Annotated in this window: 22 protein-coding genes; 11 read left to right on the forward strand and 11 right to left on the reverse strand. The window is 31.9% G+C overall.

Annotated elements, in window-relative coordinates:
• Nucleotides 1-140 precede the first annotated feature (140 nt).
• On the forward strand, nucleotides 141-2,198 hold the full coding sequence (locus Q0C16_RS00025; RefSeq protein ID WP_292318987.1) for a (Fe-S)-binding protein: 2,058 nt from the start codon (nucleotides 141-143) through the stop codon (nucleotides 2,196-2,198).
• A gap of 3 nt (nucleotides 2,199-2,201) precedes the next feature.
• Here Q0C16_RS00025 and Q0C16_RS00030 read toward each other — a convergent pair whose 3' ends face one another.
• Together Q0C16_RS00030 and Q0C16_RS00035 are read right to left on the reverse strand one after the other, a co-directional pair.
• The gene (locus Q0C16_RS00030) at nucleotides 2,202-2,672 is read right to left on the reverse strand and encodes an Hsp20/alpha crystallin family protein (RefSeq protein WP_292318988.1); all 471 of its coding nucleotides are present in this window, start codon (nucleotides 2,670-2,672) and stop codon (nucleotides 2,202-2,204) included.
• A gap of 14 nt (nucleotides 2,673-2,686) precedes the next feature.
• Nucleotides 2,687-3,463 (reverse strand): PAC2 family protein, encoded by a 777-nt coding sequence (locus Q0C16_RS00035; protein WP_292318989.1) that lies wholly within the window; start codon nucleotides 3,461-3,463, stop codon nucleotides 2,687-2,689.
• A gap of 150 nt (nucleotides 3,464-3,613) precedes the next feature.
• Here Q0C16_RS00035 and Q0C16_RS00040 point away from each other — a divergent pair, with 150 nt between their 5' ends.
• Complete coding sequence (locus tag Q0C16_RS00040; protein ID WP_292318990.1) at nucleotides 3,614-3,853, forward strand: ferredoxin; 240 nt, start codon at nucleotides 3,614-3,616, stop codon at nucleotides 3,851-3,853.
• A gap of 22 nt (nucleotides 3,854-3,875) precedes the next feature.
• Here the strand turns inward: Q0C16_RS00040 and glnA are convergent, their stop codons facing one another.
• A complete protein-coding gene (glnA, locus tag Q0C16_RS00045; RefSeq protein WP_292318991.1) occupies nucleotides 3,876-5,237 on the reverse strand; it encodes a type I glutamate--ammonia ligase in 1,362 nt (453 codons plus the stop codon).
• A gap of 147 nt (nucleotides 5,238-5,384) precedes the next feature.
• On the opposite strand from glnA, the gene Q0C16_RS00050 reads away from it, so the two are divergent.
• A complete protein-coding gene (locus Q0C16_RS00050; protein WP_292318992.1) occupies nucleotides 5,385-6,392 on the forward strand; it encodes an AbrB/MazE/SpoVT family DNA-binding domain-containing protein in 1,008 nt (335 codons plus the stop codon).
• Nucleotides 6,393-6,402: 10 nt separating this feature from the next.
• Here Q0C16_RS00050 and Q0C16_RS00055 read toward each other — a convergent pair whose 3' ends face one another.
• Entirely contained in the window at nucleotides 6,403-7,059 is a 657-nt protein-coding gene (locus tag Q0C16_RS00055; RefSeq protein ID WP_292318993.1) for a hypothetical protein, read from the reverse strand.
• A gap of 259 nt (nucleotides 7,060-7,318) precedes the next feature.
• Here Q0C16_RS00055 and albA point away from each other — a divergent pair, with 259 nt between their 5' ends.
• Nucleotides 7,319-7,618 carry a DNA-binding protein Alba gene (albA, locus tag Q0C16_RS00060; protein WP_292318994.1) on the forward strand — a complete coding sequence of 100 codons (300 nt, stop codon included), beginning with the start codon at nucleotides 7,319-7,321 and terminating at the stop codon, nucleotides 7,616-7,618.
• Between the two features lie 25 nt (nucleotides 7,619-7,643).
• Here the strand turns inward: albA and cmk are convergent, their stop codons facing one another.
• Nucleotides 7,644-8,222, reverse strand: a complete 579-nt coding sequence (cmk, locus tag Q0C16_RS00065) for a (d)CMP kinase (RefSeq protein ID WP_292318995.1) — start codon at nucleotides 8,220-8,222, stop codon at nucleotides 7,644-7,646.
• Nucleotides 8,223-8,306: 84 nt separating this feature from the next.
• Here cmk and Q0C16_RS00070 point away from each other — a divergent pair, with 84 nt between their 5' ends.
• Nucleotides 8,307-9,470: a zinc metalloprotease HtpX gene (locus Q0C16_RS00070; protein WP_292318996.1), complete on the forward strand. Its 1,164-nt coding sequence runs from the start codon at nucleotides 8,307-8,309 to the stop codon at nucleotides 9,468-9,470.
• Here the strand turns inward: Q0C16_RS00070 and Q0C16_RS00075 are convergent.
• The gene (locus tag Q0C16_RS00075) at nucleotides 9,464-10,297 is read right to left on the reverse strand and encodes a winged helix-turn-helix transcriptional regulator (protein WP_292318997.1); all 834 of its coding nucleotides are present in this window, start codon (nucleotides 10,295-10,297) and stop codon (nucleotides 9,464-9,466) included. The genes Q0C16_RS00070 and Q0C16_RS00075 overlap by 7 nt on opposite strands.
• Before the next feature lie 72 nt (nucleotides 10,298-10,369).
• Here Q0C16_RS00075 and gyaR point away from each other — a divergent pair, with 72 nt between their 5' ends.
• The 5 genes from gyaR to Q0C16_RS00100 all read left to right on the forward strand — a co-directional run bounded on the left by gyaR (nucleotide 10,370) and on the right by Q0C16_RS00100 (nucleotide 15,526).
• Entirely contained in the window at nucleotides 10,370-11,371 is a 1,002-nt protein-coding gene (gene gyaR, locus Q0C16_RS00080) for a glyoxylate reductase (protein ID WP_292318998.1), read from the forward strand.
• 87 nt (nucleotides 11,372-11,458) lie between these two features.
• The gene (locus Q0C16_RS00085) at nucleotides 11,459-12,106 is read left to right on the forward strand and encodes a hypothetical protein (protein WP_292318999.1); all 648 of its coding nucleotides are present in this window, start codon (nucleotides 11,459-11,461) and stop codon (nucleotides 12,104-12,106) included.
• On the forward strand, nucleotides 12,070-12,291 hold the full coding sequence (locus Q0C16_RS00090; protein WP_292319000.1) for a hypothetical protein: 222 nt from the start codon (nucleotides 12,070-12,072) through the stop codon (nucleotides 12,289-12,291). The genes Q0C16_RS00085 and Q0C16_RS00090 overlap by 37 nt, the downstream gene beginning before the upstream one ends.
• The gene (locus Q0C16_RS00095; RefSeq protein WP_292319001.1) at nucleotides 12,291-14,177 is read left to right on the forward strand and encodes a DNA polymerase domain-containing protein; all 1,887 of its coding nucleotides are present in this window, start codon (nucleotides 12,291-12,293) and stop codon (nucleotides 14,175-14,177) included. Before Q0C16_RS00090 ends, Q0C16_RS00095 begins: the two co-directional genes overlap by 1 nt.
• A gap of 425 nt (nucleotides 14,178-14,602) precedes the next feature.
• Nucleotides 14,603-15,526, forward strand: a complete 924-nt coding sequence (locus Q0C16_RS00100; RefSeq protein ID WP_292319016.1) for a carbon-nitrogen hydrolase family protein — start codon at nucleotides 14,603-14,605, stop codon at nucleotides 15,524-15,526.
• Between the two features lie 36 nt (nucleotides 15,527-15,562).
• Here Q0C16_RS00100 and Q0C16_RS00105 read toward each other — a convergent pair whose 3' ends face one another.
• From Q0C16_RS00105 to Q0C16_RS00120, 4 genes are read right to left on the reverse strand one after another with little or no spacing between them, the layout of a single operon-like run.
• A complete protein-coding gene (locus Q0C16_RS00105) occupies nucleotides 15,563-16,528 on the reverse strand; it encodes a thiamine pyrophosphate-dependent enzyme (protein ID WP_292319002.1) in 966 nt (321 codons plus the stop codon).
• The gene (locus Q0C16_RS00110; RefSeq protein ID WP_292319003.1) at nucleotides 16,525-17,709 is read right to left on the reverse strand and encodes a ferredoxin oxidoreductase; all 1,185 of its coding nucleotides are present in this window, start codon (nucleotides 17,707-17,709) and stop codon (nucleotides 16,525-16,527) included. Before Q0C16_RS00110 ends, Q0C16_RS00105 begins: the two co-directional genes overlap by 4 nt.
• Nucleotides 17,710-18,030, reverse strand: a complete 321-nt coding sequence (locus tag Q0C16_RS00115) for a 4Fe-4S binding protein (protein ID WP_292319004.1) — start codon at nucleotides 18,028-18,030, stop codon at nucleotides 17,710-17,712. It abuts the gene before it with no gap.
• Nucleotides 18,031-18,606 carry a 2-oxoacid:acceptor oxidoreductase family protein gene (locus Q0C16_RS00120; RefSeq protein WP_292319005.1) on the reverse strand — a complete coding sequence of 192 codons (576 nt, stop codon included), beginning with the start codon at nucleotides 18,604-18,606 and terminating at the stop codon, nucleotides 18,031-18,033. It abuts the gene before it with no gap.
• A gap of 187 nt (nucleotides 18,607-18,793) precedes the next feature.
• Here Q0C16_RS00120 and Q0C16_RS00125 point away from each other — a divergent pair, with 187 nt between their 5' ends.
• Nucleotides 18,794-19,687 carry an AbrB/MazE/SpoVT family DNA-binding domain-containing protein gene (locus tag Q0C16_RS00125; protein WP_292319006.1) on the forward strand — a complete coding sequence of 298 codons (894 nt, stop codon included), beginning with the start codon at nucleotides 18,794-18,796 and terminating at the stop codon, nucleotides 19,685-19,687.
• An 87-nt stretch (nucleotides 19,688-19,774) separates the two neighbouring features.
• On the opposite strand, the gene Q0C16_RS00130 is transcribed toward Q0C16_RS00125, so the two are convergent.
• A complete protein-coding gene (locus Q0C16_RS00130; RefSeq protein ID WP_292319007.1) occupies nucleotides 19,775-20,395 on the reverse strand; it encodes a mechanosensitive ion channel domain-containing protein in 621 nt (206 codons plus the stop codon).
• Nucleotides 20,396-20,613 lie beyond the last annotated feature (218 nt).

Consider the following 20,613-nt stretch of genomic DNA (forward strand, 5'->3'; position numbering starts at 1 on the left):
ATTGTTTTATTAAATAAAAATTTATTAAATAAAAATTTTCTTATATATTTAAATTTATCTTAATATTTATCTTTAAGACTCTAATGTTTTAGGTTTTTATAGTAATTTCAAATAAAATTAAAGTGAACAAGGTGTAAAGATTGACATATATAGGCATATATAACTTCGTTTGGGTACAGAGTTATGAAGCTGTAGTTTATGGATTAGGTACGATAGTTGCCATAATTCTTTTGTATTCAGCATATGTCGGTTATAAAAGGTGGACTTATGGAAATGAAAAAATAAAATGGCCATCTTTAAGCTATATCATAAGAAACTTTATTAAATATGTTATATTTCAATGGAAAATATTAAGGAAAAGATTTCCAGGGACAATGCATGCGTTGATATTTTATGGTATTGGATGGTTAGCCGTTACGACAACTCTTAGGGCTATTAACGCTCATATAGTAGTTTTTTTAACAGGCGACACTTTTTATATATATAAGCTTCTTGCAAATATAGCAGGTATTATAGCAATAGTTGGGATAATAATAGCAATAATAAGGAGATCCCTCAAGTTAACTAAGAATTTACCTCAAGATCCGTATTATTACTTGGTTTTAGGAATGCTTTTAGTAATTTTAATAACTGGATTTTTAGTTGATGGCATTGCAGCAGTTGCATATAGATACACATGGGAATCTTATTGGTTTGATCCTATAGGATATCTTGTATTTTTATGGTCAAGAACTGTGCCTATATCAGAGCTAGAGGTTATTTATAGAGGTTTATGGCTATTTCACATGTCTTTAGCTATGTTAGCTATGGCATTAATACCATACACTAATCTATGGCATATATACCCTGCTGCAGTAAACGTATCTCTACAAAGAGAAGGAAATATACCAGATGGGATTAAACCTGTTGTTGATATAGATGAAAAGATAGAAAAAGGAAAGCCTATAGGAATAGTTAAGTTATCAGATACTTCTTGGAAACAAAGGATCGATTATGATGCATGCACTAGCTGTATGAGATGTACAAATGCATGCCCAGCAAATATATCTGGTAAGATATTATCGCCAAGAGATGTGGTTATTAATATGAATAATATGATTCATAAGGGTATGTGGGATGAAAATGTAATAGGGAATAAAGTAATTCAAGTAAATCCTGAGGCAATATGGAGTTGCGTTACTTGTGGAGCATGCGTTTATGAGTGCCCTGTTACTATACATCATTTAGATACTATAATAGATTTGAGAAGAGGAATGATAAGTACAAGCTCCCAAGATATACCTGAAGATGCACTAAATGCATTATATAGATTACAACAAAATGGTAATCCTATGGGTATGAATCCAGTAGATAAGGAACAATGGTTTAATGAATTGGCACAAAAGTTTGGAGATGAAATAATTGCAAAGGAAGGCGAGGAATATGATTATTTATATTGGGTTGGTTGTGTTACAAGCTTTGATCCTAGGATAAGGCCTGTTGCAGAGTCAGTTATAAAGATATTGAAAGACGCAGGATATAAAGTTGCTATACCTGTTGAGCAAGGCTGTTGTGGAGAACCTGCAAGAAGTATTGGAGATGAAGCTTTATATGTAGAGTATATAAAAATGAATTTAGAGATGTTAAATAAATATAAATTTAAAAAACTCTTGCTCAATTGTCCTCACGGGTTTAACAACTTTAAGAACAATTATAAGAAATACAAGAGCTATTTACTTAAGGACGAATCAACAAAAGGCTACGTAGATTTATTAGAAAAACTAGAAGTTGAACATCATAGCGTAGTTCTGTCAAAGTTAGTCATGGAAGGAAAAATAAAACCAAACAAAGAGTTAAGATATGTATTAACATATCATGATCCTTGTTACTTAGGTAGATGGAATGGAATTTATAATGAACCAAGAGAGGTTATTAATAAAGTTAATGGACTAAGAATTAAAGAAATGCCTAGAAATAGGGAGAACAGTTTTTGTTGCGGAGGTGGAGGAGGACAACTATTTTATGAAATTAAGAGAGGGCAAAGAATATCAACAATGAGAGCAGAAGAAGCTTCAAAAACATTAGGAGATTCCGATAACAAGGTTGTTGCTGTTGCTTGTCCTTTCTGTAACACAATGTTCAGAGGAGAATCAGGTAAGTTTGGATTCAACGTTAAGGATATCGCAGAAATTCTAAACGAATCCCTAGATAACAAATGAGTTTTATTGACTTGACTTTTTTACTTTTATTATTATCATTCCATTCTTTTTAGTGACCTTTGCAGACTTCGGATCTATTAAATAGGGTAAAGGATAAACTCCTTTGTATTTGTTAATCTTTTTTGCCCAATATGCTTGACCAAAGGCATTTTTAGCTACTTCTTCCTTTATTTGAGCATCAATTGTTATTTTATCAGGCAAAAGTTCTATGTCTATTGTATTAGGGTCGCTTCCTGGGAGATCAATTGTTATTAGAAGCTCATTATTAAAATCATGCATACTTATTATTGGCGTTAAATAACCTTTTGATGCTTCATTAAATCTCTCGTTAAAGAGTTGGCTAGGATTTAAAGAAGCCTCTAAGTCATTTAGCAAACCTTCGAACCAAGCATCAATTTCATCAGTTTCTTTCATCATATCTTTTAGCATTTTTAGCATTTTCTTCCTTATGTTTTCGAAATAGTCGTATGACAATTATGACACCCCTTTCAGCTATATATTAGGGGTGTTCTGTATTCATATCCCTTTCCTACTTTTGCCAATACATCGTTTGTCTCTTTGGCTAACCCTTGTAACCTAAGCCTTAATGTTTCGGCTTCTTGCAATAATTGTGAAACATCTATCTTTACATTTATTAAATATGATATTATTTTAACTATCTCTGCTGCTGCCTCAGGATCAGGTATCTCTGTAAATGCATCTGATAATAATAAAAGATTGTTGACTTTCCTTCTTACAGACTCTTTTAATATAATAGCATATGGCCCAACTATTATGCCATCTGGAAAAGGTTTCAAGTCATTTAAAAAAGGCTCTATTAATTTTTGAGATTCTTGAGTTGTTGTTAAATAATAGACATTTGGTTTATCGATCTCAGCTCTTGATGGATTTCCTATACCGCTTATGCTTATTATATGATCTATTCCTCTCTTTCTAGAAAACTCAACAATGGCTGATGCTAGTGGTACAATACCTGAAGGAACAGGTGGAACATCAGTAATTAAAACTGATACTTCTCCATTAGAATATATTCTCATCGGATATTTTATAGAAGAGCCTTGGATTATAGCAGCTGGTGGTATATAACCGTAGCTTTCTATTCCTAAGACATCTGGAAGCTTTAATGATCTAACTATATGGCTCGCAGCTATTGGACCAACTATGCCAGCATCTGGCAAACCCAAGATTAAATACTTTGGTTTACCGAGTTGACCATATTCTATGAATTGATATCCTAAAATTTCTTCTTCTGATGAATAACTCAACTCTTCACACCTTTATTATATAGTAAAAAGCGTAGATTAAATTTGTTATTAAGTATATTTTTATAAGAGTTTTATAATTCATTATAAAAGATACTAAAAACTTTTTATACTAATACAAAAACAAATAACAAATGCTGCAGGTGATTTGATATGACTTTGAGAGTTTGGGAAGAACCTAGGGATAATTGCATAGCTGATATGGTTTGTGTAAGCCTTTGTGGAGACGTCTTTGAAATGTCAGATGTAGATGGAAAAGCTAATATAATTGCCAAATGGAGAAAAGATCCGAACAAGATAAATGAAGGATTTGTTCCAGATGATTTAAAGGATTGCGTGGAAGCAGCTGTTCAGAGTTGTCCGACACAAATAATACACATGGAACCAGCATAAACAAATATTATAAAAAATTTATTTAAAGATTTATATACATATATATTTCATATGGGTTTGGCATCATCCTTATTGTATCGCTTTCTTTTCTTTTGATTTCTATATAGCTATTAATTAATTCTTTGCTAAATACCGGTTGGAGATATTCATTATCGCTTTCTAATTCATCTAAAGCCTCATCTAAACTCTTTGGCAATACGCTTACATTTTCTGAAAGCTTTTCTTTAGGTATTTCATACACATCCATTTCATACGGATCTCCAGGGTCAATTTTCTTTTTGATACCATCAATACCTGCTAGCAATGTGGCTGATAATGCAAGATATGGGTTGCATGTAGGGTCAGGACTTCTAAATTCAATCCTCGTCAATTTGCTTCTTCCTCCAGTAGCTGGAATTCTTATAGCAGCGCTTCTATTGCTATGACCCCATACTAAATAAACAGGAGCTTCATATCCTGGAACAAGCCTATGGTAGCTATTTGTAGTGGGTGCAACAATTGCTGCTAGGCTTTTTCCATGATATAGAATTCCTCCAATAAAGTATCTAGCTAGTTGAGATAAATCATTTGACGATTGATCAAAAAACAAGTTTTCTTTCATATCTAAATCCCAAAGGCTTAAATGAAAATGAAGACCGCTTCCATTATCTCCAAATAATGGTTTTGGCATAAATACAGGTATTAATCCATTTTCTAATGATATATTTCTTGCAACATATTTAAATGTTATCACTTCATCAGCTACAAATAAAGGATCTCCAGCTTTAACGCTTATCTCGTTTTGTGAAACAGCAACTTCATGATGGGATGCCTCAAAATCGTAGCCCATTTTGTTAAATGAATTTATTATTTTTTCTCTTACTTCGGCAAGTTTATCGTTTGGCTGTGAAAAATGATAAGCCTTTTTAGTCCTTAGAGATAGACTATCGTTGTCCCATGGTTGTTCTATTGAATTCAAGTTATAGCCAATACCTTTTATTGGGTTTTCTACGTTTATTTTTACTGAATTAAAAAGGAAGAACTCAACTTCAGTTCCAACTAATGGAGAGAAGCCTTGTTCTTTTATATAATTTGTTGCTAAACTGGCTATATATCTTGGATCTTTTTGGTATCTTTTACTATAAGAATTGTATATTTCTGTTAAAACTCTTGCTTTTTTGTCATTCCATGGAAGTACGGAAAAAGTCTTTTCATCAGCTTTAAGAAACATATCGCTTTTGTTTATAGGCTCGAAACCTTCTACACTGCTCCCATCAAATGCTCCGACAAAATTCGGAAGCTTTTCTTTATATGACTTGTAGGGAACCGTTACTGATCTTAAAAAACCTGTCAAATCAGTATATTGTAGGTCCACAAATTCAATGCCTGCCGCACTCAAATGCATTCACAGGCAAGATAATGTTTATTTTTTGGGTTAATAAACTTTTCCACTTTTATTACTCTATTTTAGCATATACAGATATATACGGAATAACTCCAGCTATTTATTAACCGTATACATATTTAAACTGTTGCTTTCTATATTAATATGGTGAGCGTTTTGACTGAAATAGAAGATATGGAAGATAGCGATAAACTAGTTATGAGAAAAGTTCAAAAATTAGGTACTTCTTCCATGATAATTACAATTCCTAGATCATGGGCTAGGAAACACAGAATTAGTGTTGGAAGTCTAGTTTCAGTCTATGAGGATGGTGATAGGTTAATTATTTCACCTAATGAGGATGGCTCAATTTTAAAAGCATCTTTTTCTACCCAGCATAATAATGTGTGCAAGCATGCTGGTAGAATAGTCTTATGTTCTTATATTTCTGGCTTAGATTCAATAGTCTTATATTCTAATAGGCCATTTAGAAATGATGTATTAGAAAAAGTAAGCCAAGTTGCGGAAAAGCTTCCTTTTACTGAGTCAGGTTTGCTTAGCGAATATGAATTTGCTATCAATTTTAAGGATAGACCAGTTAATGTTGTAGATACCTTATTAATTTACGGGAGAAGCTTAAGCTCTCTATTATCAAAGCTAACAATGCACCTGGATGGTGCAAAATTAATTGGTGGAGAAATCGAATCAAATTACGAGGAAATGAAATCCTATAGTTATAAATTGTTAAGGATAGCAAGTAAAGGTCATGGACAAGGTTTAAATGATGAACATGTCAATAGGTTATTGTCAGCTGCAGTTGGTTTATTAATATTAGCAAACGATTCATTATATAGGCTTGCTCTTGATTTGATTAACCTTTCAGATTACCTAGACCAAGATGAAAAGGAAAGGATCAAGTTCTTATTACAGCTTCTAGAAGTTTCTATAGTAACTTCTACATCAAGTATTAATCCGCCAAGCATAAAGAAAGAGGAAGAGGCTTATTGGAAGCTCAGAACTATTTTAGGTCTAGAGGAAGATTTAAAGGAAATAATTGAAAACACATCAGGAATTTTTGGATATTTGCTGTCAACTATAATAAATATAGCAAGAATTGTAAACAATGTTGAAGAGACTTTATTATGTTATTCAATATTTGAAAAATATTCTGAATAAATTATAATTTTTATTTATAAATATTTTTTATCATCACATACTCGGAGCTTAACAGGTAATAATTATATAAGATCAATGCATTATTTAATGTTGTTACATCGCCTACTGTAGGTTTTCCGCCGTTAGATAAATTATTGATAATATTGCTAACAGAGTTAACTAGGCTTATTGCATGTGTAATATTGGAAGTAAAATTACTTGGCAAATTCATTAGGTTGCCATTAAATAAAATCTGATTTAAGGCTAGATATGTTATGTTTATGTAAGTTTTTGCTAAAGTTAGGTTATACTTACCGGTTTGATTTTGTATTGCCCCTAAGGTTAAGTTAATAGCGCTGCTAAATGAATATTTAGCTATTTTATACTCTGTTAGACTATTATTTAAGAGAGAAAGCTTGTCTTTAGCTATTTCTATAATAAGGGTTTTATTATACAAAGATAATAAAGTCGTGGTAACGTTCAACAGTTTTTTTGTTGCGTTCAACTCCGTTTGATAATAATTTATTACTTTAGACGCATTATTAAGTGTTGCTAAAGATTGATTTAGATTTTCTTTATATTTGTTTAAAGAATTATTAATTTGATAATATGAAACAACCCATAGAGCATTTGTTAATATTAGCCCTATAGCAAGTATAGTTATCAAATATCTTGATTTTCTTTCCATTAATTTTCACCTATTGCTGTCCACCTTTTTTAGGAAATGAATAAGTTTTAAAGTCTAAACAAAGAAGAACTCTCTATATTAATATATTAAGTCGAGCTTTTTATACGCTATTATGCTACACTTTAAATTATATTTTTTATATTATTGTAAACATTTAGTTTTTCAATGCAAGTTGTTTCCTGCAAATTAGAGCAAAAAGCTTTTATATCACTAATAGTTTCTAAGAATAAACAGCACAAGAAAAGTTTGGGGATAAAATATGGTATGCGAAGGTTCACCTGAGGTTAGAGTTGGTAAAAAGCCTGTTATGAACTACGTGTTAGCCGTTTTGACAACACTAATGGAGCAAAATGTTAGCGCTGTCGTAGTAAAGGCAAGAGGAAGAAACATAACAAAAGCTGTTGATACAGTTGAAATTGTTAGAAGCAGATTCGCTAAAAATGTCAAGGTCAAAAACATTGATGTAGGTAGCCATGAAATAACTGTCAATGATCCACAAACAAACCAACAAAGAACTAGGAGAGTAAGCAGTATAGAAATTTGCCTTGGTAAAGAGTAGGCTAATACAAAAACATTAATGTTTTTTAAAGTTTTAACATTTTCTTAACGGTTTCTAAAATAATATCATAGGCGTCATCAATACTAAGATTTGTTGTATCTATTATTAGGTCAAATATAGAAAGATCTCTTATATCTATTCCATAATATTCTTTGAATCTCCTATAATGAGTATATTCTCTGTATACAGCCTCTTCTATGGAATAGTTTATGTCTTTATTATCTCTGAGCTGTAATCTTTTAATCCTACTTTTTAGATCTGCCTTAACATATATAGATATGGTTGATAAATCCTTTAATATCCATGCTGCTAAATGAGAATCTATAACTATACAGCCATTTTTTGCTTCTTCTAATGTTTTTTTATCTATTTTTAGGTCTATTTCAGGATTATTTTGAGCGATTTTATTTAATTCTATTAAATCAATGTTTAATTCTTTAGCTAATTCTCTGAAGGCTTGGCCGCTAGTATAATATTTAAGATTTAGATCCTTTGCAAGCCTTTTTGCATAGGTAGACTTTCCTGATCCTGGAGGACCCGATACAATAATTATGGGTTTAATTTTTTTGCAAATATCATCTTCTTTTTCCTTTTCTATTATCATTTTCTCACTTCTTTGTTTCTATTATATTTGTTTAATAAAAAGGTTTAACTCCCCTACAAATTAGATATAGGTTAGGTAGGGAAAATGATAATAGGAGGAATACTTGGATTCATGCTAGTCTACTGGTGGGTAATGGTAATAGGATCGCTTGTAGGTGGAGTAATAGTTGCTATATTAACATTATCTGCTCCAAAAATAGTAAGTAAAGAACCAGAAAGCCTTTCCAGCTTGAGAGCTTCAATGATTATTTCAGCTATATCAATTATATTAGCTGGATTGGGAGTTTTTATTGGGACCGCTGAGATACTTAGCTATGCTTTTGGATTGCCTCTTATTGCAGATTCAATAGTTATGGGAGCAGTGATTTTAACTGCCTTAATAATAATATTTCAATGGCTTTTCTCACCATATTTAATTAACTTAATGTATAAAGCTCATCCACCAAAAACACAAGAAGAAATAGATATACAGAAAAGCTTAGAAAATGTTGCTAAAAAGAGTAATATAAAAGTTCCTAAATTGAGAATAGCAGAAGTAAATATACCAAATGCGTTTTCATATGGAAGCCCATTAACAGGTAACTTTGTTGCAGTCACCAGAGGAATAATTAATATCATGCCTCAAGATGAATTAGAGGCAGTATTAGGTCATGAGGTAGGGCATTTAAGACATAGAGATGTAACTTTTATACTAGCGTTGAGCCTAATACCTTTAGCTGTATATTATCTAGGGCAAATATTAATATGGAACGGTATATTAGGTGGAGGAAGCAGTGGAGAAAGAAACCAAGTTAGTGGTAACGTATTGCTATTAATCGTTGGTATAGTCTTGATTGCTGCCGGTGTTTTGTTTAGATTTTTAGTTGCTCACTTTAATAGGTTAAGAGAATATTATGCAGATGCAAATAGCGCAATAGTAACAAGGGATCCAAAAAAGCTTCAAAGGGCATTAGCTAGACTTGAAGTGATGTATGATTCAAGTGCTAGGCTCAGAAGGCAAGCCAAAAATAATTCAACTGCTCAAATGCTTTTTATAATAGCTCCTCTAGTTGAAATACAGGGGGGATTTTTCTTTAGTATTGACTCGCCTCATACAAGAATTCATATAGATGATATAGACGATGTTGTAGAGGAATTAAAGAGCAAAGAAACAGATCCAAGAGAAGAAATAATCGCCACTCATCCACCAACACCTAAAAGGCTAAGATTTTTAGATAACTTAGCCAGAAAACTTGAATATCTTTATTGATTCTTTAATTTGTAGCTTTTTGTTTTTCCATATACAACTTCTTCTATATATCCCATTTGAACAAGCTTTGAAAGTCTCCTGTATAGAGGTGTCTTTGGTATATTAGTTTCATTCATAATTTGATTAGCTGTAGCAATTCCCCCTAATTTTTTGATTGCATTTAAAATTTGTTTATCTCTTTCATCAAGTTCCTGTATTTCAACTTTTTCTTTTTTTCTTTTATTTTTCATTAATGTTAAAATTATAATAATAATTATAATAATAGAAATAATTATACCTATGGTATATATATAATTGTTTGTTTTATGTGGAACCAATTGCTGGGTAGACAGGCTATATTGAATAAATATTTTTCCGGGAGGCATTAATATTACGGGCGAATTAGATGAATAATAAACTGATATAGGTGTTGGATTAATATTTATTGGTATAGAGTTTTGCGGTAAAAATATTTTTGTATAATAATTCTCACTTATGTTTAATGTCCAAATTATTCCTTGTTTGCTAGTAGAAGCTAAAGAAAGGTAAGTTACATTTAATAATCCTGTTTCGTTTGCTAAAACTATTAAATCCGTTCCATTGAAGTCTACTGGCATAGTTTGATAATTATTAACATAATATGCTATATATGCAGATGGTTGATAAGCTGGTATGACTATTACCTCGGGTGGAGAAGTAATATTAACTATGCTAACAGATATCAAATCTCCAGCATTATCAACATATATATTATTTTCTACATATGTAAAACTCTTAGATATGTTAAATGATATCAAAGCCATTATTATGATCATTATTACAACAGCTTTCTTAATGTTTTTACTCAACTCTTACCTACCAATAAAAGAATTATAAAAATCTTATAAATTCTTAACTCTCTTGTTTTTTGGGCGAGAAAAATGCCTAAGTTATTTATTACTAGAGAAATCCCCTTCCCAGCGACTGAAAAGATGAAGCAATTATTTACTGTTTCTATTTGGCCAAAATTTGTACCCCCAAGTAAAGAGGAAATAATAAATAACGCTAAGGGTTTTGATGCCTTGGTAACTACTTTAGAGGATAAAATAACATGCGATATAATAGAATCTTTATCTCCTCAACTTAAAATTATAGCACAATACGCTGTTGGGTTTGATAATGTAGATTTAGAATGCGCGACAAAGCATGGAGTTTATGTAACAAATACACCAGATGTATTAACAGATGCAACAGCAGATATAGCATGGGGATTAATTTTATCTGTATCAAGGAGAATTGTGGAGGCTGATAAATTTGTTAGGAGTGGTAAATGGTTTTTATTAGGTTCCGCATGGCATCCTACATTAATGCTTGGTTACGACGTCTATGGTAAAACTTTGGGAATAGTAGGCGGCGGAAGAATCGGTTATGCAGTAGCTAAGAGAGCAAAGGGTTTTGATATGAGAATTCTTTACAATAGTAGGAATAGGCATAAAGAAATGGAAGATCTTGGAGCAAGATATGTGGATTTGGTTACACTTTTTAAAGAAAGTGATATAATATCTTTGCACGTTCCTCTGACTAATGAGACATATAATTTAGTTGATGAAAAGCTTTTAAGGCTTATGAAAAAAACTGCCTTTTTAATAAACACTGCTAGAGGAAAAGTTGTTGATTTAAATGCCTTATATAAAGCATTAAAAGAGGGGTGGATTGCGGGGGCAGGATTAGATGTTTATCCTTCAGAGCCCTTAGATCCTAAAAATCCTATAGTTAACTTAGACAATATAGTATTGTTACCTCATATAGGAAGTGCAACTCATGAGACTAGGGCAAAGATGGCTGATTTGGTTTATAAGAATTTAGAAATGTTTTATAATGGCGATGTACCAATGACTTTGGTTAATAAAGATGTTTTAAAAATAAGGAAGCCAGGTTTTTAACAATACTTTCATTTACCTCTCCCTCATATTATAAATTATAGTGAAATTCTGATTAATTCTATTAAATAATTTAATCTGGGCTTAGATATGGATAACTTAACTGGAATAGAGTCTTTAGATTCCCTTTTAAGACCATTTAATAAAGGTGAAATAATAGAGATTTATGGCAATTGGAACATAGTTTTATCTATTTCTCATGTAACAATAGCTTCCTTATCTAGATATGGAATGGTAGGCGTTATTTATATACAAGATTATGGAAATTTGGACCCTTATTTTATAAGGAAGATGGTAAAAATACTTAGGGGGAATTTTGATAACATATACATATCAAGGGCCTTTAGGAGGTATGATATACCAGATCTAATAAAGGGAGTAGAAGGATTAGATAGCTTAGTTATAATAGATCCTTATCTTTTCTCGCCGACTAGCCCATTAAATTACAAACTTTTAACACCTATAACGGGTGCAATAAAAGAGAACTCATCAAAAGGCATAATAACAATTATATTTAATAGAGAAACTTCTTTAGGAAGGTTCTTGCCTGAGGGGGGCAAATTCCATCATCACATATTGCATTCAATAGTTAGAGTAATCCCTTATAGAAATGGGGTTGAAGCAGTTTTAATAAAGCATTATGCTAAGTCTGTACCCAAGGCTTCCTATATCTCTTATAAGGAACTTGGAGATGAAAGATTATGGGTAGGACAACACCTTCTACAAGAATGGCTGTAGAAGAGGAAATAAACAAGTTATTAAAGATAGCTAATTATATGGATTATGAAGATAAGGATAAAGTAAAAGAAATAATTAAAGAGGCCTATAGTTTAATAAGTTATTATCAATTCGAAGGACTTTATGATCCTTTAGAACCTATAATCTTGGGTTTAATAGTTTATTTAGCTAAAAGGTGTAAATAGTGGAAGGACTATTTTTAGATGCAAGATATGATAAAGGAGTTTTAACTTTATATTTCTTAAGCAATAAAATAGAAGAAATAAATGTTAAGGCTCATAGAATAGCTTATATAGAGCCAACTAGTATAGAATTATATAATGTATTAAACAAGCTTAGTTTTATTTATGAAATAATGGAAGAAGAATGGTTTTTGCCTCCATATTACGACTTCAAAAGACCAATAATAAAAATAAAGTATTTGGGCAGCAGTAAGTTTATTAAAAAAATAGAAGAAAACGGTTTAGGAGTGCATGTTAATAATTTTCCAGACGAAATAAACCTTATTCTTAGAGAAAAAAGTTTGCATCCAGGCTATTTATATGACATGAATACCCTTGAGATGAGAGACAGTGATGATCCTTTATATAAATTACCTGAAATAAGATATGCATATGTGACTTCTTTGAATAAATATGGGAAGGAAGCATCTTGGTATGACATAAAATATTATAAAGTGAGCATAAATAATAAAGATGATTTTGTTATTAAGAACATAGAAGAGCTCTACGATATAATAAAAGAAAATGAAATAAGTATAGTCATGGCAGATGTAAATTCTTTAAATGAAATAAAAAGTCAAGGTTTTATTTTAATACAGAAACCCCTTGTGGGGATTTACGGTCTAATAGAGTGGTCAAGGATTTCAGGCCTTACATTAAGGCAGGCAAGCAATTCATCTATTGGAAAAATTTTAACTTCTGCTGAAGCATTAGAAGCAATTAAAAGGCATTACGAAATAAAGAAGGTTAAAAGGGTAGAACCTTGGAGGAAACTTGGTGATATGAAGGATGCCGATAGAGCAGGAGCAACATTTATACCGAAACCCGGAGTTTATTTTAACGTTTATCAACTAGATTTCTCAAGCCTTTATCCTAACATAATAGTTTTAAACAATTTATCTGCAGAAACAGTTAACAAAAATAATTGTATCAAATATGAAACTAATGCTATAGGTCATAAGGTTTGCTTTGATAAAGAAGGCTTAGTTCCGAGCGTACTTAAAAGGCTTATAGATAGGAGAGAAAAGATAAGACCCTATAAAAAAGACTTAATTTTTAAAGAAAGGTTTGATGCAATAAAATGGATATTGGTAACCGGCTTTGGATATCTAGGCTATAGGAATAGTTTATTTGGGAGCGTTTCGGCATATGAAAGTGTTACATATATAGCTAGAGAAATAATGAAAAAATCATACGAGATTTCTAATAAAAATGGATATAAAGTAATAAATTATATCATAGATAGCCTATTTTTAATCCCAGAAAATCCTAAGATTGACATTGAGGAACTTTCTGAAACTATAAGTAAAGAAGTTAACATAAAGCTAAGGGTCGAAGATAAATTTCTTTGGCTTGTTTTCCCATATACTGAAAGATGTTTGGGCTCAGCTGGCAGATATTATGGTTTAAGAGATGATGGTACATTAAAAATAAAAGGAATAAATGCTGTAAGGAAAAATGTGCCCGATATTATAAAGTATGCAGAAACAAATGCATTAAATGTTTTAAAAAAAGCATCAAATAAAGAAGAATTTTATAATTTGTTAATTAAAGCAAAGGAATCATATGATAATGTAAAAAAAGAATTGATTAATGGTGATGTTAAAGAGGATCTACTTGTTATAAGCAAGAGCATAAATAAAATTGGGAACACACAACAGGTCAGGGCAAGTAGGATTTTATATGGGTTAGGTGATTCTATAAGCTATATAATAAATAGCGATGGAAATCCAATACCAGTTGAATTTTATGAAGGTAATTATAGTAAAGAATATTATTTAAAATATTTAGAAAGATCTGAAATAGAAATGCCTTGGTACATTATAAATAAAAATTGTAATACATCATGAAAATTCTCTCTAAAATTCCTCTTTTACGTAGTACAGGAGTTTATAGTTCTCAATGATATTACCTGAGCTCTCTACCTATCTAGTGCTATAAAGTCTTAAGAATACAATTTTAGACTATTAAAATCAGGCCGAAAGGCCCAGGTGAATTAGAATGGCAAAGGGCAAGAAAGAAAAGAAGTCAGAAGGTGCTGCTGAAAAGAAATAAACGAATAACTGTTAATAATATTAATTTAAAAATTTAATTTGTTTTCCTTGTTTTTTATTATCTTGTTTTTTTGTTGATAAAAATAATAAATTAATAGATTAAAAGTTTTTTATGTTTTAGAGTTATTTAAATATTTCCCCCTGCAATATTTTTAATGTAGGATGCCAAATCTATTTTAAGAAGGCGGTAATACTAATAAGGGTGAAATAATGTGCTAAAGATGGCCATACTTCATACAAGGATAAAGCTTGGAGCAAGAAGGACAAATATGAAGAGGCTTGAAGAAATAATAAATAGAGTTATGATAGATCATGATGATATTGATTTAATTTATTTACCTGCATATCCATTAACTGGACCTATAGTAGGTTATTATCCAAATCAAAAAGTGAAGAATATGCTAAAAAATTATGCTGAAAGGCTTAACGAATCAGAAATACAGCAAAACCAAACATTTATGTCGGTATCTAAATGGTCGCACGAATTTGGAATTTATGTAATAGCCGGGCCAATAGTAGAGAGAGCTGGTCCCAGACTTTATTTGACTGTATTTGCTAGCAATCCTCAAGGAGAGCTTGCAGGAAAATATAGAAAAATTGCTATAACAAAAGCTGAGGATGAAAACGGTTTAACACCAGGTAAAAGTGTAGAAATCTTCAATATCAAGAAGAAAAATGCAAATGTTGGAGTTTTTATAGATGAAGACTTAGGATATCCTGAAATATTTAAAGCCTTAAGTTATATGGGTGCAAATGTTATAGTTGGTACAATGTTACCTTATGAGTCAAGGTTTTTTAAAATGAAAAGTGAAAGTGAGACCTCTATATTGACGTTAGATATTGAAAGCATTAATAACTTTTTAGCTGTTAGAAGTAAAGAAACCGATTTACCAGTTGTATTGGTTGGAGGAGCGGTTGAAGGTGTTAATAACAATGGCTATGTAGCTTTTATGCCAACAATTACTTCTGAACCTGAAATAGGAGTTGTTAAGGAAAGGATAATGGGATACGATGATATAGATTTACCAGTTATAATAGAGGTCGATACTAGCGCAAAATCATTACAATACGATTCTATAACAAAATTAGTGCTTAAAAATTTGTGTAGAAAAAGTGGGTCAGAAGAAAATGAAGAAGAGATTTAACTGATTAAAAGGGAAATGTTATTCTTTTATTATTTATTAGCCTACAGGCCCTATGACTGTTTTACCTGCCATTTTATTTATTGTCTCTACTTTTTGATCAACCATTTTTTGTATTTCATTAATTTCTTCATCCGTTAAGTGGGCAAATCTTCCTTGTAACTTTAAGTATTCTTTAACTGGTTTTCTTTTCATTATTGGAAAAGTTACTCTAAAGTTTCCATGATCTATTTCATATATAGGAAATATACCTGTTTCTGTCGCTAATCTCGATATAGTTATACCCAAAGCAGGGTCAAAACGCCAACCAGTTGTGCATGCCATTAATACTTGTATAAACGATGGGCCTTCGTTTAAAACCTCTAAACCTCTCGCAAACTTATTTATCATATCCATTGGGTATGCGGGATTTGCAGTTGCAACGTATGGTATATGATGGGCCGCTGCTATCCCTGCTATGTCTTTTTTATCTCTCCATTCTCCTCTCCAAACCTTCCCAGCGGGCGTAGTTGTTGTCCAAGCACCATGAGGAGTTGAACCGCTTCTTTGTATACCAGTGTTCATATATGCCTCATTGTCATATAATACATACATAACTGGATCTTTTCTTTCTAACATACCGCTGAGGCTTTGTAAGCCTATATCAACCGTACCTCCATCTCCAGCTACAACAACTACTTTAACATCTTTATCTTTATCCATAATCCCTTTTCTCTTCATCGCCTTTATAGCAGCAACAATGCCACTAGCCGATGCTCCTGAATTTTCAAATGCTGAATGAAGCCATGGTATTAACCAATTCGAATATGGGTATCTAGTCGTTGAAACCTCAACACAGCCAGTAGCATTAACAACTATAGTGTCTTTGCCAGTTACTTTTGTTAGCATTCTCATTATTGTACCTGCTGTACAACCTGGGCATAGTCCATGTCCACTTATGAATAGCTCTTCTCTAGGCAAGTCATATAAACTCTTTATCCTTAATACTTTCTTTGTTTCGCTCATTCTCTCACCCCATAAAATATAGTTTCTTTATGCTTCTTACCTTCATAAGCTAATCTAGCTAATGCCAAAAAGTCCTCATATTCAACTGTTCTTTGCCCTATTCCTGCTACTACACTTATTAAATTAAGTTTAAGCCCTTCTCTAACTATTGCTCCTGAAATTTCATTAGCTAAAGGACCTTGGAAGGGAGCGCCATAGCTAATTGCTCTATCAATAACCAATACGGTCTTCTTATCACTTGTATATTCAATAAACTTCTGTAATGGGAAAGGTCTGTATAGCCTTACCCTTAATAACCCGACCTTTATACCTTCTTTTCTTATATCAGGTAAAAATGCTTTAAGAGTTGATGCGTAACTAGCATTTGTCATAATTAATGCTTCTGCATCCTCACACATATAGCATTCCATTAAGCCATAGCTCCTCCCAAAAGTCTTACCAAATTCTTCATCCACCTTTTCAATAGTTGGCAATGAGTTGTTTACGGCATTAACTTGTTGGTATTTAAATTCATAATAATATTCAGGAGGTGTTATTGCTCCTATGCTTACCGGCTTATCAGGGTCTAATTTATATGGATATTGCTTCTTTGGAGCAAATTTGATAACTTTTTCTCTGCTTTCCGTTATAACTGGCTCAATAGTATGGCTCATTACATAGCCATCGTATCCAACCATAACTGGTAATAAAACATTTTGATCTTCAGCTATTTTATATGCTTGTATTATGGTATCATAAGCCTCTTGCGCAGTATGAGCAAATAATATTATCCAACCTGAATCTCTTGCATTAAATAAATCGCTTTGATCATTCCAAATGCTTATAGGTGCACTTAAAGATCTCATCGCAACGCTCATAACTAACGGAGCTCTTAATCCTGAGGCTATATGAAGCATTTCATGCATTAAAGCAAATCCTTGACTTGCTGTTGCTGTAAAAGCCCTTGCACCTGTTAGAGAAGCAGAAATTGCAGCGCTTAATGCACTATGCTCACTTTCAACATGTATATATTCAGCATCTAGCTCACCTTTTGCTATAAACTCAGATATTTTTTCCACAACTGTTGTTTGAGGAGTAATAGGATAGGCTGATATTACATCTACATCTAAATCCTTAACCGCGTTTGCAATAGCATGGTTAGTGCTTAAAGGTATCGCTTTCTTAACGGTTTCCAGCGCCATTTATGCCACCTCCACAGGAACCATTTCTATTGCTTTAACTGGGCACTCTTGGGCACACATACCGCAACCCTTACAAAAATCTGAGCTAACATCATAACTTACCTTGTATTTTCTATTCTTCTTTGTAGTATATTCTTTGTCTAATTCCAAGATAGCATTATCTGGACAAACATACCAGCATATTCTACATCTTGTGCATGTTTCTTGATTTATAACTGGTATTAATACCTTCCAATCTCCAGTTTTGTACTCTAGGCTATTTCCAGGATTTACAACAATGCCTCCTGGAGCCATATCTTTAAAGGAAACCAATTTTTCCATTTAAATCGCCTCCTGTAACTTCATAACTATTGTATTTTCAAATGCTTCTTGTACTGCCATAGCGTTAGCTTCCCCTATTTTTCCTGGGAACCTGCTTTTAATAACGTTAATTATTGTTTCAATTTTCAATAAATTTGTAGTTCTTATAACTGCTCCTAAAATAGCAGTATTTACTATATTAGCTTTAAGCCATTTTAATGCAATACTTGTTGCATCTACTGTTGAAACATTAAAACTGTTTGGTAAGTTAAGCTTTTTTATTAATTCATCAGGTTTTAGAGGAGTATTTGCAATAAAATAACCTCCAGGCTTTAAACCTTCAATATATTCATGCTTTAATAAACTTTTATCGAGAATAACAACTACATCAGGTTTTTCTATTGGTGTTCTGGGTATATTTGGATTATTTGTAACTCTTGTATATGCTCTAACAGGAGCACCTCTCCTTTCAGCTCCAAATTCAGGAAATGCTAATGCATATTTTCCTTCTATTATTGCAGCAGATGCTAATACTTCTCCAGCAGTAACTGCCCCTTGGCCACCTCTGCCGTGCCATCTTATTTCCAATGTATTCAATTGAACCGCCTCGTTTTATTAAATAGTGTTTAGGGATTAAATATTAAGCGATATAACTCATAAAATTATACGTAATAGTATACTAAAATTGATAAATGCTATTTTTGTTAGAAATATTTTTCATTTAATTTAACGGCGTTAAAGATATAAAGGGGGATCTATACTGTATATATTTGGGGGAACAGGTATGAGCCTGAATTCAACTAGGAGAATACAAAGATTGGGGGGTTCTAGCTTAATAGTTACTTTGCCAAAGCAATGGGCTAAAAAGCTTGGTTTAAAGGTAGGAGACGAATTAATGATATTAGAAGAGGGGGATCATTTAAAACTTATACCATCTGATAATAAAGCTGTTATTAAAGCGGAAACAGTATCAATAAAATACAATGGGATTGCAAAAATAGCTGGCCCAAAAATCATATCTGATTGTGCCTATATTCATGGGTACAAAAAACTAATAATAAATGTTAAGGGGTTGGATGAAGCGACATTCTCCCAATTGGTTAAGGGTTTAAATGAAAACGATAAGGTGGAAAACGTTACAGAAGGAATTGATTCATTAGAAGTAGATTTGCTAAGCCCTCAAGAAGAGGATTCAAACAAATTCATTAAGGAATTGAATTCTAGACTTCAAGATATGGTTGATATAGCTATGAATGAAGGAAATGCAAACAATGATTTAGAAAAGATAAGGAAAGAGGCAGAAGATATATCAATGACAATATTAAGAATATCAAAGAGAGAAGGAGAGCAATTAGATTCAATATCATATGGGTTAATAATTTCATTGCCTAACTTGGTATACAGTTATTTAGTTTCATCTAATAAGGAACAGATCAACAAAAATTCACAAACATTAAAGATTGTTTTAAGCGATCTATTAGGTGGAATTGCGTCTAACAGCGGAAGAAGAATATTAAACGCTGTTAAAATTGCCAGCGAAACAAAATCAACATTAAAGAATGAAGGATCTGATGGTATTTTAATTAGTTTGCTCTCAATAATAGAAAGCATTGGTACGAAGCTAATATGCCCAGCTATAGTTGAAGAGAGCGAAGTATCAAATTTTAGAGAAGAGTAACCTGTTTTTATATAGATTCTTATAGCAATTTATAAAAAATAAATTTGTTAAATATAAAAATATGTTAAACATTTTAATTTTTAAATTTTATTGACCAGTTAGTTTTTGTATTAGCAAATAAATTTTATTGCCTATAATTGATGAGCTTGGTATTAATACAATGCTATTGTCTTGTTTTCTAATTTTAGTGAACATAGCTCCTATATCTTCAACGATTCCATCTTCACCGAGTATGTTAACATGATCCCCTACTTTAAATGGCTTTGCCGCTAAGATAAAGATACCTGCTACTGCCTGGCCAGTTACTTGCTGTACTGCAAAACCTACTACTATGCCCAAAAATCCGCCTATTGTAAGACCTCCAATGCCTCCTACAGCTGCTCCTACAACAGCTGCTATTATTGCTACAATACCTATAATTCTCATCATGTTTTTGAAAGCAACTGCAGTAGGATGATCGTATTTAGATCTCATAGTCCAGTATACAAATTCTGCAAAATATAAAACTATATACCATCCAAAAGCTAACACGAGTACTGCGTTAACATATTTAAAATATGGCAACAAATTAAACAAAGTCATAACATATTGAATTCCGGCTGAAATTCCTATATATAATACAAGAAATACCACCATTTTAACCAATGAACTACTTGCCTTTTTAGCCGATTCCATAGGGGTAACTTGAGTTTCTTTTTGGAATTCCATTCTCTCTCACCATAATTTATTATTAATATATATGATATATAAATTTTTAATTTGAAAAATTTGTTGGTTTAAATGAAAATTTATAATTTACACATTTTTAAAAATAAAGTTTGTTATATGAAACGCTTTGTTATTGAATACTGTTTTCCTTAGAAAAAATTGATATAATTGGTTAGATATTTTGCTTTTATGTTTTTAAATAAGGGTTTATATTCTTA

This window comes from Caldisphaera sp. (genome assembly GCF_023256325.1).
Classification (GTDB): domain Archaea; phylum Thermoproteota; class Thermoprotei_A; order Sulfolobales; family Acidilobaceae; genus Caldisphaera.